The 16,142-nt window shown below is 55.4% G+C and carries 16 protein-coding genes; 13 read left to right on the top strand and 3 right to left on the bottom strand.

What is annotated here, in order from left to right; translation table 11 throughout:
- Window positions 1-24: 24 nt before the first annotated feature.
- Both U5L07_07560 and U5L07_07555 read left to right on the top strand, forming a co-directional pair.
- Window positions 25-591, top strand: coding sequence for a YgjP-like metallopeptidase domain-containing protein (locus U5L07_07560; protein ID MDZ7831593.1), 567 nt, complete (start codon window positions 25-27; stop codon window positions 589-591).
- A 13-nt stretch (window positions 592-604) separates the two neighbouring features.
- Window positions 605-1,762, top strand: a complete 1,158-nt coding sequence (locus U5L07_07555; protein MDZ7831592.1) for an MFS transporter — start codon at window positions 605-607, stop codon at window positions 1,760-1,762.
- Here the strand turns inward: U5L07_07555 and U5L07_07550 are convergent.
- The 3 genes from U5L07_07550 to U5L07_07540 all read right to left on the bottom strand — a co-directional run bounded on the left by U5L07_07550 (window position 1,759) and on the right by U5L07_07540 (window position 4,025).
- Window positions 1,759-2,385 (bottom strand): CPBP family intramembrane glutamic endopeptidase, encoded by a 627-nt coding sequence (locus U5L07_07550; protein MDZ7831591.1) that lies wholly within the window; start codon window positions 2,383-2,385, stop codon window positions 1,759-1,761. The genes U5L07_07555 and U5L07_07550 overlap by 4 nt on opposite strands.
- Complete coding sequence (gene menA / locus U5L07_07545; GenBank protein ID MDZ7831590.1) at window positions 2,382-3,272, bottom strand: 1,4-dihydroxy-2-naphthoate octaprenyltransferase; 891 nt, start codon at window positions 3,270-3,272, stop codon at window positions 2,382-2,384. The genes U5L07_07550 and menA overlap by 4 nt, the downstream gene beginning before the upstream one ends.
- 273 nt (window positions 3,273-3,545) lie before the next feature.
- Window positions 3,546-4,025: a MerR family transcriptional regulator gene (locus U5L07_07540; protein ID MDZ7831589.1), complete on the bottom strand. Its 480-nt coding sequence runs from the start codon at window positions 4,023-4,025 to the stop codon at window positions 3,546-3,548.
- A gap of 347 nt (window positions 4,026-4,372) precedes the next feature.
- Here U5L07_07540 and U5L07_07535 point away from each other — a divergent pair, with 347 nt between their 5' ends.
- The 11 genes from U5L07_07535 to U5L07_07485 all read left to right on the top strand — a co-directional run.
- On the top strand, window positions 4,373-5,749 hold the full coding sequence (locus U5L07_07535) for an FAD-containing oxidoreductase (GenBank protein ID MDZ7831588.1): 1,377 nt from the start codon (window positions 4,373-4,375) through the stop codon (window positions 5,747-5,749).
- 52 nt (window positions 5,750-5,801) lie between these two features.
- Window positions 5,802-6,299: a cytochrome P460 family protein gene (locus U5L07_07530; protein MDZ7831587.1), complete on the top strand. Its 498-nt coding sequence runs from the start codon at window positions 5,802-5,804 to the stop codon at window positions 6,297-6,299.
- A gap of 6 nt (window positions 6,300-6,305) precedes the next feature.
- Window positions 6,306-6,938, top strand: coding sequence for a cyclase family protein (locus tag U5L07_07525; protein MDZ7831586.1), 633 nt, complete (start codon window positions 6,306-6,308; stop codon window positions 6,936-6,938).
- Between the two features lie 4 nt (window positions 6,939-6,942).
- Window positions 6,943-8,352: a glycoside hydrolase 100 family protein gene (locus tag U5L07_07520; GenBank protein ID MDZ7831585.1), complete on the top strand. Its 1,410-nt coding sequence runs from the start codon at window positions 6,943-6,945 to the stop codon at window positions 8,350-8,352.
- Window positions 8,353-8,362: 10 nt separating this feature from the next.
- A complete protein-coding gene (locus U5L07_07515) occupies window positions 8,363-9,172 on the top strand; it encodes a glucose 1-dehydrogenase (protein ID MDZ7831584.1) in 810 nt (269 codons plus the stop codon).
- A gap of 32 nt (window positions 9,173-9,204) precedes the next feature.
- Window positions 9,205-10,524 (top strand): ferric reductase-like transmembrane domain-containing protein, encoded by a 1,320-nt coding sequence (locus U5L07_07510; protein MDZ7831583.1) that lies wholly within the window; start codon window positions 9,205-9,207, stop codon window positions 10,522-10,524.
- 24 nt (window positions 10,525-10,548) lie between these two features.
- Entirely contained in the window at window positions 10,549-10,911 is a 363-nt protein-coding gene (locus tag U5L07_07505; protein ID MDZ7831582.1) for a cytochrome c, read from the top strand.
- 120 nt (window positions 10,912-11,031) lie between these two features.
- A complete protein-coding gene (lpdA, locus tag U5L07_07500; GenBank protein MDZ7831581.1) occupies window positions 11,032-13,191 on the top strand; it encodes a dihydrolipoyl dehydrogenase in 2,160 nt (719 codons plus the stop codon).
- A 173-nt stretch (window positions 13,192-13,364) separates the two neighbouring features.
- Window positions 13,365-14,648, top strand: a complete 1,284-nt coding sequence (locus U5L07_07495) for a rhodanese-like domain-containing protein (GenBank protein MDZ7831580.1) — start codon at window positions 13,365-13,367, stop codon at window positions 14,646-14,648.
- Window positions 14,645-15,898, top strand: a complete 1,254-nt coding sequence (locus U5L07_07490; GenBank protein ID MDZ7831579.1) for a cysteine desulfurase — start codon at window positions 14,645-14,647, stop codon at window positions 15,896-15,898. The genes U5L07_07495 and U5L07_07490 overlap by 4 nt, the downstream gene beginning before the upstream one ends.
- A gap of 10 nt (window positions 15,899-15,908) precedes the next feature.
- A partial coding sequence (locus U5L07_07485) for a SufE family protein (protein ID MDZ7831578.1) occupies window positions 15,909-16,142 on the top strand: 234 nt, incomplete at its 3' end.

Raw genomic sequence — 16,142 nt, 5'->3', positions numbered from 1 at the left:
CTTCCTTTATATAAAAAGGGCGCCATGGAATCAAAAACCGTTAATTTAAAAGGCGTGGGCGAAATTCTGCTTGAACGCAGCAAGCGGGCCAAGTATGTGAACATTTCCGTGCGGCCGCTAAGGGGGGTCCGGGTGGCGGTGCCCAGGGGCATGTCGTTTCAGGCGGCCAAAGCCTTTGCTGAATCCAAAAAGGAATGGATTTGCAAGCACCTTTCAAGGGTCCAGTCTGATGAAGAAATGGCCGATTATCTGAATCGGACCGCGCCGATAAACCGCCAGGCAGCCCGCCGGCGGATTATCGACAGGCTGCATGAGCTGGTTGACCAATATGGATTTTCCTTTCATAAGGCATTCGTGCGGAACCAGAAAACTCGCTGGGGGAGCTGTTCCCATCAAAACAACATCAATTTAAACGTCAACCTGGTGCGCCTGCCCGATCACCTGATGGATTACGCCATTTTGCATGAACTGGTGCATACCCGGATTAAAAACCACAGCCCCGCCTTCTGGGCGGAGCTTGAAAAATACGTACCAAGCGCCCGGCAGGTCGATAGGGAACTGGATAACTACCGGATGTGTTTGATCCGTTAGGCTGGATGAATCCATGCGCATTTTAAGAGATCCGAACCTATTGATCCTTCTGGCCGTAGTGATGTTTGCGGTCACCGGCGGCAGCCTGGTCGGGCCTATTCTGCCGGAGATGCTGGCCCTTGAGGGGGCGACCAGCAAAAACATTGGTCTGGCCTTGAGCGCCTACACCTTTTGTGCCATGGTGGCAACGCCGCTGCTGGGGCCGGTGGCGGACCGGTTCGGCAGAAAAAACGTTATTGTCCCGGCGGTCATGCTTTTCGGCGTGGGCGGTCTGCTGATTTCATTTACCCGATCCTTCTGGCTGGTGCTTGTCTGGCGGGCACTTCAGGGCATCGGCGTGGGCGGGATGATGAATACGGTGGTGGCCGCCATCGGGGATATGTATCAGGAGCCGGAGCGAAGCCGGGCCATGGGCTATCGGGTCACCGTGCAGTCGCTGACCAATGCTACGGTGCCGTTCATCTCCGGCGCCATCGCCACTATGGCATGGTTTCTGCCTTTCTATATCCATGCCATGGCCATTTTTCTATCCCTGCTTGCCGCCTGGAAGTTAAAAGAGCCGGCAGGCAGCGGAAAAACCCAGCAGTATATGGTGAAGGCCATGCGTGCCTTGGCCAATGCCCGCGCCATATGGCTGTTTTTTTCAAATTTTATAGGGTTTGTGCTCCTCTATGGGATTGTGGTGTACATGCCGATATTGGTGGTTCAGCAGTTCGGGCTTAGCACGCTGCACTCTGGCCTCGCCATATCTTCGGCCGCCGGGGTCTCGGCACTAACTGCCTCCCAGAGCGGACGGTTGAGCGGGGTTCTTTCAGAAGCGTGGCGAGTGTTTTTAGGTTTTATCGGCTGCGGGCTGAGCCATTTACTGGTGGGGTTTGCGGACAGCTATTCGGTGCTGCTGCTCTGCATGGGCGTCTGGGGGCTTGGCTTCGGCACGCTTATGCCGACGCTCAACACGGCCGCCGCCGGGCTGGTTTCAACGGAGCTGCGGGCCGGGGTGCTTTCCGTGTTTACGCTTTTGATATATCTGGGCCAGACCGTCTCCCCGCCGTTTTTCGCCCTTTTTGTAAAGGATGCCGTCGTCCGCACTTCATTTTTTGCCGGTGCCGCCGTCTCCCTGCTGCCGCTGGTGTTTACCGTCTATATCGGGCTTCGGAAGACTTCGACTTAAGGAATCGGCATAACCGCGAAGATAAACGTACTCCAGATGGCGTGCGAGATAATGACCGGCGAAATGTCATTTAGCCGCCAGTACATGGCCCCCCAGAAGGCGCCGGCCACCGCCGCCGCCCCGGTCAGCATGAAGTTGAACGACCAGATGTGCACGCCTGCATAGAGGAGGGTGGCCAGAAGCCAGCCGCCTAAGCCGCCGAATCGGAGCATGAGTTTTTTCTGAAGAAAATTCCGCCAGTAAATCTCCTCGCATGGGCCGGTCACAAAAAAGAGTAATAAAGAAATCACCCATACCGGCGTGCCTTCACCCTTGCCGTAGATGGCGCCGATCTGATCGCCGGCAAACGGAAAGATCATGGTGGAGACGGATTTGCCCGCCCAGAATATGAGATAGAGCAGGATGGCGGAGAAAAGCCCCAGGCCGATGGATTTAAGGTTCAGCGAAAACCGGAACGCCCCCCTCGGCTGGAGCAGAAAGGAGAGCGCGGCCAGCAGCAGCGCGGATACAGAAATCTTGAACCAGAACACCCCCCAGTCCAGGTAGAAGGTGACAAACCAGAGGCCGGCTGCCAAAAGTACGGTGCCGGCGACCGGTTTCCAGTTAAATGGCGATGTGCTCAAATCAGGGCCTCCAGAACCAGGGAGATAAGGAGCAGTATGCCGAATGCCGTATCCAGCTGCGCGGTCCGGGCATCGGCATCATCAGGGATCTTTTCCCGCATAAGGCGAAGTAGCTTGACCGCAATCGGCAGGGAGAGAAAGACAATCAAAGACCAAAAAGACAGCACTCCGGCGATAATCAGCAGCAGAATGCAGGCATAGGCCAGGCAGACCAAACCGGTATAAAGATAGAAGCCTTTTTGTGCGCCCAGGACAATAGCGATGGTTCGGATATGGCGGCTTTTGTCGTGCGCGATATCACGCAGGTTATTGGCCAGCAGCACCAGGGCCACGATCACGCCGAAGGGAATGCTGATCCAGAGCGCCTCAGAACTAAAGGCCTGCTGCTGCACATAATAGGTGCCTTCAACCATCAGCGGCCCCCACATCAGAAAGACGGAGAACTCCCCAAGGCCGATGTATTTATAGCTGATCGGCGGGGCTGTGTAGGCGATGCTGGCGGCAACGCCGACCGCGCCGATGATAAGAATCGGCCAGCCCCGGGTGGCGGCCAGCCAAAAACCGATGACCGCGCCCGCGAAAAAGAGAATATAGGCGGCCATGTGCACGCTGGATGCCAGGATTTTTCCCTCCACCAGGGGATGGGGCCGGTATATGGCGGTTGAGACATCCACGGTATCGACCCCGCTTCGGACGTCGTAGTAGTCATTGATCAGGTTGGTGGCCGCATGCAGAAAGACCCCGCCCAGAAGCGTCAGCCCGAAAAGCCCCCAGAAAAAATGGCCGTCAATGGCAGCAATCGCGCCGCCCACCCCGATAGAGATGGCGGTCATGATAAAGGACCACGGCCGGCTGGCAAGAAACCAGTTGCGATAAAAGGCGTTCATTATTCTCTAAATTCAGCGAGGCTCTCAAATGAGCCCTTGATTACATAGCTTGTTAAATCTTCCAAAAATCCGTAAATCTTCAAGATCCGTAAAAATAGAGAATTGTGTGAAAAGCGTCAAGTTGAAAAAATGGTGAGGGGAGATGCGTTGGCAAATATGCTCGAAATTGGGGCTATTGGGGAAATAGCCCCAAAGATTTCGATAGCCGAATAAAAATCGTCTTGATACCGACGACGGTAAAAAAGATTTAACGCCTTATTCTGCTCCCGGGAGTCATAAGATGGCCTTTACCGGAAGCGGGATTTTTTTTGCGTTTTTCACTACTGGACAGGATGCACAGTTTTCGCGCGTTGGTTTAAGCTGGCAGCCGTCGCAGTGGGCCACCATTTCCATCGCTTCCTCGATTTCCGCCTTCAGCTGCCGGTAGTCCGCGATTTTCTGTTCAACCAATGCCTTTTGTTTTTTAAGATGGGCGAAGACTTCTCTGTACGCCTCGCTCCCGGTCTGTCCGTTTTGCCGGGCCCGGTAAATGGCTTTAATGTCCTTTAACGCCAGTCCGGCGTCTTTCAGTCTCTGCACGAGGAAAACGGTTTCCGCGGTCTCCGGGGTAAACAAGTAGAATCCGCCGGCACTCCTTCCCGCGGGTTCAATAAACCCTTCTTCCATGTAATACCTGACGGTCCGGGGCGTAACACCGGCTTTTTCCGCAATTTCCCCAATTTGATTTAGATGTTTGTTTGTTGTATGTTCCATATCTTAAAATTAAGCATACGCTTACGTAATTGTCAATAGACTATTGTTCACGCGAAAAACATTTGGCCTGTCAATTATGGATATTTATTATTTATCGATTTTTTAGCTTGTTATATATTTTTTTGGAAAAATGATTCTAAAATATTGGTAATTTCTGGCGCGATGATTAATCTCAGGTATACAATCACGTTATTGTTTTTGAGAGCCATCTGATGAGCCATATAACTGCAAATAGTATTCATTTTCTCCCATAGGCATTGCATTTTTAATGTTTGGGATTACCGATATTTACAGCAGCAAAGATTTATCCTTGATGATCGATCCAATAAAACGCTCGAGGGGGAGCAATGGAGCAGTTTGACGCCATCATTATCGGGACCGGTCAGGCGGGGCCTGCGCTAGCCGTGCGGCTGACACAGGCGGGGTATCGGACCGCCATCATAGAGCGCCACCTTTTTTACGGCACCTGCGTGAACACGGGGTGCATCCCCACCAAAACCATGATCGCCAGCGCAAAGGCCGCCCATATGGCCAGGCACGCCGCGGATTACGGGGTGACGGTGAATGGCGATGTCCGGGTGGATTTGAAACAGGTCAAGGCGAGAAAAGACGCCATCGTGGGTACGACAAACGATCAGATTCCGCAGTGGATGACGGATCTGCCGAACCTGAGCGTTTACAAGGGGCACGCCCGGTTTGAAGATACCCGCACCGTAAGGGTCGGTGAACAGCGTCTGAGCGCGGATAAGATATTTATCAATGTCGGGGCCCGGGCCTTTGTCCCTCCACTGCCGGGCCTTTCGGAAGTGGATTATCTGACCAATTCGGACATGATGCGGCTGGAAGAGCTGCCCGCGCACCTGGTGATCATCGGCGGCAGCTACGTGGGCCTGGAATTCGCCCAGATGTTTCGCCGTTTCGGCAGCGAAGTGACCGTGATCGAAAAAGGCCCGAGGCTGATCGGCCGTGAAGATAAGGATGTGTCGGATGCCGTGCATGACATTCTTGCCGGGGAAGGCGTGAACGTCCGGTTGAACGCCGAATGCATCGGGGTCGGCAAAAAGGGAGACGAGGTTTCCCTTCAGCTTGATTGTCGAAACGGGGGAAAAGAGGTGAATGGCTCGCACCTGCTGGTCGCCGTCGGCCGCAGGCCCAACACGGATGACCTGGGCGGCGAAAAAGTCAGGCTGGAACTTGATGAGCGGGGCTATGTTGTGGTGGATGACCAGCTTCGCACATCTGTGGCCGGCATCTGGGCGCTGGGCGACTGCAACGGCCAAGGCGCATTTACACATACGGCCTACAATGACAGCGAAATCGTATCAGCCAACCTGCTGGACAGTGATCCCCGGCGTGTGACCGACCGAATCCCCACTTACGCGCTTTATACCGAACCGCCTTTAGGCCGTGTGGGTATGACCGAGCAGCAGGTCCGGGATTCGGGCCGAAAAGCGCTGGTCGGCAAACGCCCGATGACCCGGGTTAACCGCGCTCAGGCAAAAGGGGATACTCGCGGCTTTATTAAGGTACTCGTGGATGCGGAAACGGAAAAAATCCTCGGCGCCGCCATATTAGGCGTCGGCGGGGATGAGGCGATACATTTGATAACGGATATCATGTATGCGGATGTATCTTATAAGGTTGTTCAACGGGCGGTGCACATTCATCCCACGGTTTCGGAACTGGTCCCCACGGTGCTGGGTCAGATGGAGCCGCTGGAATAGCCCCGCCTAAAACTGATAGCCCGAGAGAGTCTAAACTAAAGGAGGTATGATCATGAAAAAGAAAATCTCTGTACTTGCTGTTATTTTTATGGCCGGTTTTGCGGTGCTTGCCTTCCAGAACACCGCCCATACCGGCGGCGGCATGCCGTCTCCGGATGCGGATTCTGTATGGAGCTACATTACAAAGACCCATGACTACACGGATTGGAAATTCTTTCCGGGTTATGAAGGGATGTATCCGGGACAAAGCCCGCACGGGGCGTATTTGAAGCTCTATGCCAATGATGCGGCCTATCAGGCGGCCAAAAACGGTGAGCCCATGCCGGACGGGGCGATACTGGTCAAGGAAAATTATGGCAAGGACAAGAAGTCCTTGATGGCCATTACCACCATGTACAAGGCCGCCGGGTATGATCCCAATGCCGATGACTGGCACTGGGCGAAACTGGGGTCGGACGGCAGCGTCATGAAGGCCGGCAAGGTCGCGGGCTGCATTTCCTGCCACGAATCAATGGGCGGCGGCGACTACGTGGTGACCGAGCCGAAGTAGTCCGTGATGTCCGAATGGATTGACATTTCAGTCCCGCTGCGCACCGGTATGGCCTCCTGGCCGGGGGATCCGCCGGTGCGCATTACACGGGTCTCGGATATGGAAAACGGCGACGGCGCAAATCTTACCCAAATCAATATGAGCGCCCATTCCGGGACCCATGTGGACGCGCCGCTGCATTTCTATGAAAACGGAAAAAGTATTGAGGAAATCCCGTTTTCCGCATTGATCGGGCCGGCCCGGGTTATAGAGATCACCGACCCGGAATTAGTCCGGGAGGAAGTCCTGGCAGAAGAAAATATTCTGCCAGGCGAGCGGATTTTGTTTAAAACCCGTAATTCGACCCGAAACTGGCCGGATGAGCCGTTTACAGCCGACTTTGTTTACCTGGAAACAGATGCCGCCCGCTTTCTGGCCGAAAGCAGGGTTCGGACCATCGGTGTGGATTACCTGTCTGTCGCCGGGTATGGCAAAAACGAGGCCGAAGCGCACCGGGCGCTGCTCGGGGCCGGTATCTGGGTAATTGAAGGGCTTTACATGGACGCCGTTTCGCCCGGTAACTATGAAATGATCTGTCTGCCCATCCGGCTGGCAGAAAGCGACGGCGCCCCGGTAAGGGCGGTGGTGAGGGCCTTATAGCTTTATGGATACGGAGCTTTTCAATAAGGCGTGGCGCATACTGGAAGATGCGGTCGTCGCCTATGATGGAAAACCCGTGGGCACAGTGGCGGCAAGGGATCCGGCGGTTTCGGCATTGAATTACGACCAGGTGTTCACCCGGGATTTTGCCGTATCCGCCATTGCCTTTCTCTTAAACGGCAGAGCGGATGTTGTGAAAAACTTCCTCTCCATTGCGGTGGAGCTGCAGAGCCGGGAAAAGCAGTTGGACTGCTTCCGGGCCGGGGAAGGTTTGATGCCGGCAAGCTTCAAGGTGGACACGGATGCGTCCGGGAAAGAGCACCTCATCCCGGATTTCGGGGAAAAGGCGATTGCCCGGGTGGCGCCCGTAGATTCCGGATTCTGGTGGCTCTATATCCTGCGGGTTTATGTGAGTGCGACCGGCGACCGGGAGCTTTCAAGCCGCCCGGAATTTCAGCGGGCCATCCGGCTGATACTGGAACTGGCCCTTACCAACCGGTTTGATATGTTCCCCACCCTGTTTGTGCCGGACGGTTCATTCATGATCGACCGCCGCATGGGCGTATACGGCTATCCCATGGATATTCAGGCCCTATTTTACATGGCTTTGCGCGCGGCCCGGGAGCTTTTGGAAGCAGATGATGCGGAAAACGAGGTCTATGCGGAAGCCGTCCGGGAGCGGTTGGGGCATTTGACCTATCACATCCGCAATAATTACTGGATGGATTTCCGCCAGCTTTCTGCCATGTACCGCTACGCGGTGGAAGGCTACGGCGCGGACACGGTCAATCAGTTCAATATCTATCCGGATTCCATCCCGGACTGGCTGTTTGAATGGCTGCCCGCGGAGGCGGGCTATTTTGCCGGCAACCTGGGGCCGGGCCGGATGGATTTCCGGTTTTTTACCGCGGGCAATCTCATGGCGGTGATTTCATCCCTAGCGGATTCGGAAAAAGCGGATGCGGTGATGAATCTTTTCCAGGCCCGGTGGGCGGACCTGATCGGACATATGCCGGTTAAAGTCTGCTATCCGGCCATCACAGGAACCCATTGGGAGGCCGTGACCGGGTCTGATTTGAAAAACATTTCCTGGTCGTATCACAACGGCGGTGCCTGGCCCTTTTTGCTGTGGCTTTTGGCGGCGGCCGGGGTTAAAGCCGGCAGAGCAGAGGATTGCCGGAGCGCCCTGGAAATTGCGGAAAAGCGCCTGGAAGCCGACGAATGGCCGGAATATTACGACGGCAGAAAAAGCCGCCTGGTGGGCCGGGAAGCCCGGTGCTACCAGACATGGACCTGCGCGGGCTATGTCGCGGCCTTTTCCATTCTTCAATCACCGGAAAAGCTGGCGCCACTTGCATTTGAAACAGACAGTGATGTGATCGGATGTGCGATCCGGGTGGGGGAGCAGTATTAGAGGGGAAAAAATGCGGGGACTCAAAGGGAAAAACGTGCTGGTTACCGGCGGCACCTCGGGCATCGGACAGGCCATCGCCGTCCGGTTTTCGGAATACGGGACCAATATCGCCATTAATTACCGCAAGCAGCCGGAAGAAGCCGCCGAAACCGAACAGCAGATCCAAGACTGCGTCAACAAGGTTAATCAGCAGGGCGTCCGCGACGCGCTCGTCCAGGCGGATGTCGCCAGTCCGGACCAGGTGGCGGCCATGTTTGCCACTGCTGTTGACAGCCTGGGGGGCATTGATGTGCTGATCAACAATGCGGGCATTCAGATATCCGAAAACTCGGATGCGGCAAAGCCGGAAAACATCGCGGCGGTTCTGGATGTGAACCTCAAGGGTGCGGTTTACTGCGCACAGGAGGCCATCCGCCATTTTTTGGATACCGGCAAACCCGGCGTGATTATCAATATATCCAGTGTGCACCAGGTAATCCCCAAGCCCCGTTATCTCGGCTACTCAATGAGCAAGGGCGGGATGCAGAACCTGACGCGCACCCTGGCTCTTGAGTTTGCCGACCGCGGCATCCGGGTCAATGCGGTGGCCCCGGGCGCCACGATTACGCCCATCAACCGCGCTTGGGTGGATGATCCGGACAAGCGGGATCAGGTGCTCAGCCACATTCCCATGGGCCGGGCGGGTGAAGCTGATGAAATGGGGGCTGCGGCTGCCTTTCTGGCCTCGGATGACGCCGCCTATATCACCGGGCAGACCCTTTATGTGGACGGCGGGCTGACGCTTTACCCGGATTTTCGAAGTCCGTGGTCCTCTGAATAGAGTCAGTTCGTAAAAGAGGAAGAGGAGTCTTTATGGTTGGGGGAGTATCTCGGATACTGCTTTATATCGGTATCATCATTCTTCCGATGGTGATCGTCACGATCGCGGGCGGGGTTACCCAGGGGATCGTCTATGAACTGGGCCGAAATACGGCGCTTGCGGCGTTTATGCTCATTTTCGGCCAGGTGCTGCTGGCCGCCCGGATTAAATGGATCGAACGCCCGTTCGGCCTGGATATTCTGCTCCGGTTTCACAAATACATGGGAATGACGGCCGTCGCCTTTCTGGTGCTGCATCCGCTGCTTCTGGCCGCCGGCTCGGGCCGCGTGGATCTATTGATTTCGCTGGATCAGCCCTGGTTCATTTGGCTGGGAAAGATCGGCCTGCTGCTGCTTTTGGCCAATATCGCCATCAGTCTTTATTCATACCGGTTAAAGCTGCAGTTCGAGGCCTGGCGCCTGATCCATGATATCCTGGCGCCGGTGCTTATCGTCATGGCGTTCACCCATTCCCTGGTGGCCGGGGACGATCTGCAGCATCCGCTGATGCGGGGCCTTTGGATCGCCTTGCTGATCATTGCCCTTGGTTTGTATGTCTGGCATCGGTTTATCCGGCCGATTAGCCTCAAAAAGCGGCCATGGCAGGTGGTTGACGTTACATCCGAGGCCCCCAATGTCTGGACGGTGAAGCTCTCGCCGCCGGAAGGCGGGCGCGTCTACGACTATCTGCCCGGCCAGTTCCAGTTCATCACCTTTTACCGGGGCCGCGGTCTTCCGGTGGAAGAACACCACTGGACCATTTCTTCCAGCCCGATGGAAAAAAATTTTGTCTCTTCCACGATCAAGGCCCTGGGCGATTTTACCGCCACCATAAAGGATACCCGGCCCGGCGACAAGGCGGCGGTGCAGGGGCCGTTCGGCCGGTTCTCCCATGTCCTGCATCCCGGGGAAACCGATCTGGTATTCGTGGCCGGCGGTATCGGAATTACGCCGCTGATGAGCATGCTCCGGTACATGCGCGATAAAAAGGAGAACCGGTCCGTGCTGCTGTTATACGGCAACCCGAATACCGAACAGATCGCATTCCGCCGGGAGATTGAGGAAATCGAGGCCGGCGGCACACCTCGGCTGAAAGTAGTGCACGTGCTGTCCACCCCGGAAGAGGATTGGAGCGGGGAGCGCGGCCATATTGATGCTGAAAAAATCACCCGCTACTGCGGCCCGGATCTTTCCGGCAAAACCTTCTACGTCTGCGGGCCCCCGCCGCTGGTCACCGGTGTGGTTAATGCGCTGTTGAATATGGGCGTGGCGCACCGGCAGATCCGCATCGAGATTTTTTCATTCCTGGATTAATTCTAATTAAAGGAGAAAACCGTTATGCGAAAAGTTCAGCTTAAACAGGCGACACTCAGTACCTTAAGTGTTATTGCCGTGTCAATCATCGTGCTGGCAGGGCTCCGGTCCTGGGTGACAGCGGAAACGCCATCGGATCAAGGCGCCAAACTTTTTCAGTCAAAAGGCTGTGTGGGCTGTCATTTCACCGACAGCCAAGAAACCAAGTTCGGTCCGGGCCTGAAGGGGCTTTTTGAACGGGAAAACCTGCCGGAAAGCGGGCGTGCGGCAACTGCTGAAAACGTGCGCAGCCAGCTCGTCGATCCCTATGAAAAGATGCCCTCATTCGAGGATAAACTGACCGAAGAGCAGATTGATGCGATTACTGCCTATTTGAAGACGCTTTAAAGCTGCTTCAAGCGGATAAATTTTTTGCCGGCTGAGCCGAGAACCAGTCGGTTTCATATTTCGGAGGACATCCGGATAATCGGCATCAACCTGAAAAACCCAAAAATAGGCGCTTCCCCCATGGAGAATCTGCATACCCGAAAACGAAACTGGACCAGATGGCTTATTATCCTTGTTATTTTGGTGCTTGCCGCCCTGTTTTTCACCCTGGACCTGGGCCGCTATTTCACGTTGGCGACCCTAAAGGACCAGCAGACGGCATTGATGAAATTTTACGAAGCCCACATGCTGCTCACCATTGGTATATATATGGCGGTCTACATTGTCATGGCCGCCTTATCGCTGCCGGGTGCGGCGGTGATGACGCTGGCCGGCGGCGCCATATTCGGCCTGCTCGCGGGCACCGTCGTGGTTTCCTTTGCCAGCACAATTGGCGCCACCCTGGCCTTCCTGGCGGCCCGTTTTTTATTCAAGGACTATGTCCAGGCCCGGTTTAAGGAAAAGCTGAAGACGATCAACAAGGGCATTGAAAAAGACGGGATGTTCTATCTGTTTACCCTGCGGCTGGTTCCGATTTTTCCGTTTTTTGTGATCAACCTGGCCATGGCGCTGACCCCGATTCGGGCCGGGATGTTTTACGGGGTCAGCCAGATCGGCATGCTGCCGGGAACCATTGTCTATGTCAATGCCGGCACCCAGCTGGCCCAGATCGAATCCACCGGCGGTATCCTTTCCCCGGATCTGATTCTGTCCTTTGTGCTGCTGGGCCTGTTTCCCTGGATTGCCAAAATATTTACCGGATTCATTAAACGGAGGCGCGTTATGGCGGCATACCGGAAGCCGAAATCCGCGGATTATAATATGGTGGTGATCGGCGGGGGATCGGCCGGGTTGGTTTCCGCCTATATCGCGGCAACGGTTAAGGCGAAAGTGGCGTTGATTGAAAAGCACAAAATGGGCGGGGATTGTCTGAACACGGGCTGTGTGCCGAGCAAGTCCCTTATCAAAAGCGCCAAAATTATAAACTACACCCGGCGGGCCCGGGATTTCGGCTTGAAGAGCGCCCATGCGGACTACGAATTCGCCGGTATTATGGATCGGGTGAAGGGCATTATTCAAAAAATAGAACCGCACGATTCCGTGGAGCGCTACACAGAGCTGGGCGTTGACTGCTATACGGGCGAAGCCAGAATCGAGACGCCCTATCGCGTCTCTGTTAACGGAAAAACCCTCACCACCCGGAACATCGTGGTGGCCACCGGCGCCCGGCCGTTTGTTCCGCCGATTCCGGGTCTTGACCAGGTCGACTACCTGACTTCGGATACGGTATGGCAGCTGACAGAACTGCCGCCCCGTTTGGTGGTTTTGGGCGGCGGGCCCATCGGATGCGAAATGGCGCAGACCTTTTCCCGTCTTGGTTCCCAGGTCACCCAGGTGGAGATGGCCGCCCAGATCATGGGCCGGGAGGATCCGAACGTTGCCGAATTCATGCGGGAGCAGTTTGAATCCGAAGGCATTGCCGTCCTGACCGATCACCAGGCAAAGGCGGTTGAGGTGCAAAACGGGGAAAAAACGCTTTTATGTGAACACGACGGACAGACGGTCCGGGTGGGGTTCGACGCGATCCTGGTGGCCGTCGGCCGGAAAGCCAATACCGGGGGCTTTGGCCTTGAGGAGTTAGGTGTCACGCTCAATCCGGACGGAACCATTGCCGTTGATGAATATCTCCGGACCCGGATCCCCAATATATTCTGTGCCGGGGATGTGGCCGGGCCCTATCAGTTTACGCATACAGCGGCCCACCAGGCCTGGTTTGCCGCCGTAAACGCCTTATTCGGCAAATTCAAAAAATTCAAGATCGATTACCGGGTCATCCCGTGGACCACGTTTACCGACCCGGAAGTGGCCCGGGTGGGGTTAAACGAGGTCCAGGCCATGGAAAAGGGGATTGAATATCAAATGACCCGCTACGATTTAAAGGAACTGGACCGGGCCATTGCGGAATCCGAGGAAAGCGGCTTTATTAAGGTATTAACCCGGAAAAAGACCGATAAAATTCTGGGCGTCACCATTGTCGGCGTCCATGCAGGCGATGTGATCGCCGAATATGTGCTGGCCATGAAACACGGACTGGGCTTAAACAAAATACTGGGTACCATCCACGTCTATCCGACACTCGCCGAGGCGAACAAATTCGCCGCCGGAGAATGGAAAAAAGCCAATGCGCCGGAGAAGCTGCTCGGCTGGATGGGTAAATCTTTTAAATGGGCGCGCACCTGAGAAAAAAAATAGAAAACACCGTCTCGCGGAAGCCGATTATATCCGCATCCCGGCGGTGCCGGGGGATGAATTGACAGGGCCTTTGTTTGAAGCCCCGGATGAAAATGATATTTTTATTGTGGAGACGGTCAAGGGCTAAAATATGGATTTTCATTTCGGGGCGAGGAAGTCACATGACGCAGTTAAGGGAAATATCGACAGAGGAACTGGTTAGCCGCAGCCGAAACAACGCGAAAATCATCGATGTCCGGCCGGTGGAGGCGTACAACGGCTGGAAGCTTGCGGGGGCGTCAAGGGGCGGCCATATCCGGGGCGCCAAATCCTTGCCGGCCAAATGGGCGGATTACATGGACTGGATTGAAATCGTCCGGCAGAAAGAGATTAAGCCCGATGATGAGCTGATTGTTTACGGCAATTCTCTGCAGGACAGCCGGCCGGTGGCCGAATTATTTGTCAGGGCGGGGTATCCGAATGTTTCCCTTTATCCGCATTTTCCTGAAGAATGGGCGGTAAATGACGGGCTGCCCATGGAAAAACTGGCCAACTATAAACACCTCGTCTCCGCCGAATGGGGAAATGATCTGATTTCAGGCAGGACGCCCGCAGAATACGATAACGACAACTATGTGGTCGTGCACGCCCATTACCGCAACCGGGATGCCTATTTAAGCGGGCATATCCCCGGCGCCGTTGACATGGACACCCGGGCACTGGAGGACACGGACACGTGGAACCGCCGGAGCCCGGATGAGTTAAAAAAGGCATTTCAGGAACACGGCATTACTGCGGATACCACCGTTGTGGTGTACGGCAAGTTCATGCACCCGGATAATGCCGATCAATTTCCGGGAAGCGCGGCCGGCCATCTCGGGGCCATCCGCACGGCGTTTCTCATGATCTATGCCGGTGTTAAGGATGTTCGCGTCTTAAACGGCGGATTCCAGTCCTGGCAGGATGCCGGTTTTCCGGTCAGCACGGCGGATGAGGCCAAACAGCCGGTTTCGGATTTCGGGGCGGATATACCGGCCAATCCGCAGCTTGCCGTGGATACGCCAGGGGCCAGGGAGATGCTTTCCGCCCCGGATGCCGACCTGGTCTGCGTACGCAGCTATCCCGAATATATCGGCGAAGTGAGCGGCTACAATTATATTGCCGCTAAAGGCCGGATTCCCGGGGCGGTTTTTGCCGACTGCGGAAGCGACGCCTATCACATGGAAAACTACCGGAATCTGGACCATACCACGCGGGAGTTCCATGAGATCGAAGCGATCTGGAAAGCCGCCGGCATCACGCCGGATAAACACCTCGCTTTTTACTGCGGCACCGGCTGGCGGGGCAGCGAAGCCTGGTTCAATGCCTGGCTGATGGGATGGCCGCAGGTGGCGGTTTACGACGGCGGGTGGTTCGAATGGAGCAATGACCCGAATAATCCTCGTGAAACGGGGAGTCTATCATGATTAGCATGAATAAAAAGATGCCGGCCGGAAAAATGATGGCTCCGGAAAACATCCAGTCCGATTTTCCCATCCTCGGGCAAAAAATTTACGGCCGGCCGCTGGTATACCTGGATAACGCCGCCACCACGCATAAACCGCAAGCGGTGCTGGACCGGATCGTCTCTTTTTATACCCAGGAAAACAGCAATATTCACCGCGGCGTTCACTTCTTAAGCGAGGCGGCCAGCGAGGCCTATGAAAACGCCCGGCACGCCGTTCAGCATTTTATTCATGCCGCATCCGCGGAGGAGATCATTTTTACCAGCGGCACCACCGGCGCCATCAATCTTCTGGCCGACTCGTTTGCCCATGCGTTTATCAATCCCGGAGATGAGATCATCATCAGCGAAATGGAGCATCATTCCAATCTTGTGCCCTGGCAGGTGGTTTGCCTGCGCCGGGGGGCCCGGCTTAAAGTTTTGCCCATGGGCCCGGACGGCGGCTTATTAATTGAAAAGCTGTCAGAGTTGATCACAGAGAGGACCAAGCTGATCGCGTGCGCACATGTCTCAAACGCCCTCGGCATCGTAAATCCCATCCGGGAAATCGTGGAAACCGCGCATCAGGCCAATATCCCGGTACTGGTGGACGCGGCCCAGTCCGCCGCCCGTCTGCCCATTGATGTGCAGGCGCTTGACTGCGATTTCCTGGTTTTTTCCGGTCATAAAATATATGCGGAAACCGGTATCGGGGTTCTCTATGGCAAGGAGAAATACCTCGAGGCCATGCCCCCCTATCAGACCGGCGGGGGAATGATTGACCGGGTTCGGTTTGATGAAACCACGTTCGCGGACCTGCCCCTTAAGTTTGAAGCCGGCACCCCGAATATCGCGGGTGCGGTGAGCGTCGCGGCGGCCATCGAATATATCCAGGGCATCGGGTTTGATGCCATAACGGATTATGAGCATGACCTTCTGGACTATGCACTCCGGCAATTGAGTCAGATAGAGGGCCTGACGGTTTACGGGAATCTAATGCCGCGCTGCGGCGTGGTGTCGTTTAATATCGAAGGCGTCCATCACTATGACGTGGGCGTGCTGCTTGACAAACTGGGGATTGCCATTCGCACCGGCATGCACTGCGCAGAACCCGTGATGCGGCATTTCGGCATCACCGGCACCATCCGGGCAAGCTTCGCGCTTTATAATACTCCTGAGGATATTGATATGCTGGTAAACGGGATCGGCAGGGCGAAAGCGATGCTTGTGTGAAAGGGATGTTTTGGCGGGAATAGATGACATTCAGGATCAGATAATCGAAGAATTCGCCCCGTTAAATGAGTGGTTTGACCGATACGAGCGGCTCATCGCTTTCGGCAGCGAAATGCCCCGTCTGTCAGAAGCGGAGCGGACGGATGATAATTTGATCAATGACTGCCAGTCGCGGCTATGGCTGGCGGCCGAACTGATTGACGGCCGGCTTGTTTTTTACGCGGACAGCGAGGCAAAGATCACC

The sequence above is a fragment of the Desulfobacterales bacterium genome (genome assembly GCA_034520365.1).
Classification (GTDB): domain Bacteria; phylum Desulfobacterota; class Desulfobacteria; order Desulfobacterales; family Desulfosalsimonadaceae; genus M55B175.
This window is presented reverse-complemented; position numbering and strand designations above follow the sequence as displayed.

Coding starts and splice junctions, on each gene's coding strand:
- U5L07_07515 (MDZ7831584.1), top strand. CDS start 8,363: ATGCGGGGACTCAAAGGGAAAAACGTGCTGGTTACCGGCGGCACCTCG.
- U5L07_07525 (MDZ7831586.1), top strand. CDS start 6,306: ATGTCCGAATGGATTGACATTTCAGTCCCGCTGCGCACCGGTATGGCC.
- U5L07_07530 (MDZ7831587.1), top strand. CDS start 5,802: ATGAAAAAGAAAATCTCTGTACTTGCTGTTATTTTTATGGCCGGTTTT.
- lpdA (MDZ7831581.1), top strand. CDS start 11,032: ATGGAGAATCTGCATACCCGAAAACGAAACTGGACCAGATGGCTTATT.
- U5L07_07520 (MDZ7831585.1), top strand. CDS start 6,943: ATGGATACGGAGCTTTTCAATAAGGCGTGGCGCATACTGGAAGATGCG.
- menA (MDZ7831590.1), bottom strand. CDS start 3,272: ATGAACGCCTTTTATCGCAACTGGTTTCTTGCCAGCCGGCCGTGGTCC.
- U5L07_07560 (MDZ7831593.1), top strand. CDS start 25: ATGGAATCAAAAACCGTTAATTTAAAAGGCGTGGGCGAAATTCTGCTT.
- U5L07_07540 (MDZ7831589.1), bottom strand. CDS start 4,025: ATGGAACATACAACAAACAAACATCTAAATCAAATTGGGGAAATTGCG.
- U5L07_07505 (MDZ7831582.1), top strand. CDS start 10,549: ATGCGAAAAGTTCAGCTTAAACAGGCGACACTCAGTACCTTAAGTGTT.
- U5L07_07490 (MDZ7831579.1), top strand. CDS start 14,645: ATGATTAGCATGAATAAAAAGATGCCGGCCGGAAAAATGATGGCTCCG.
- U5L07_07555 (MDZ7831592.1), top strand. CDS start 605: ATGCGCATTTTAAGAGATCCGAACCTATTGATCCTTCTGGCCGTAGTG.
- U5L07_07495 (MDZ7831580.1), top strand. CDS start 13,365: ATGACGCAGTTAAGGGAAATATCGACAGAGGAACTGGTTAGCCGCAGC.
- U5L07_07510 (MDZ7831583.1), top strand. CDS start 9,205: ATGGTTGGGGGAGTATCTCGGATACTGCTTTATATCGGTATCATCATT.
- U5L07_07535 (MDZ7831588.1), top strand. CDS start 4,373: ATGGAGCAGTTTGACGCCATCATTATCGGGACCGGTCAGGCGGGGCCT.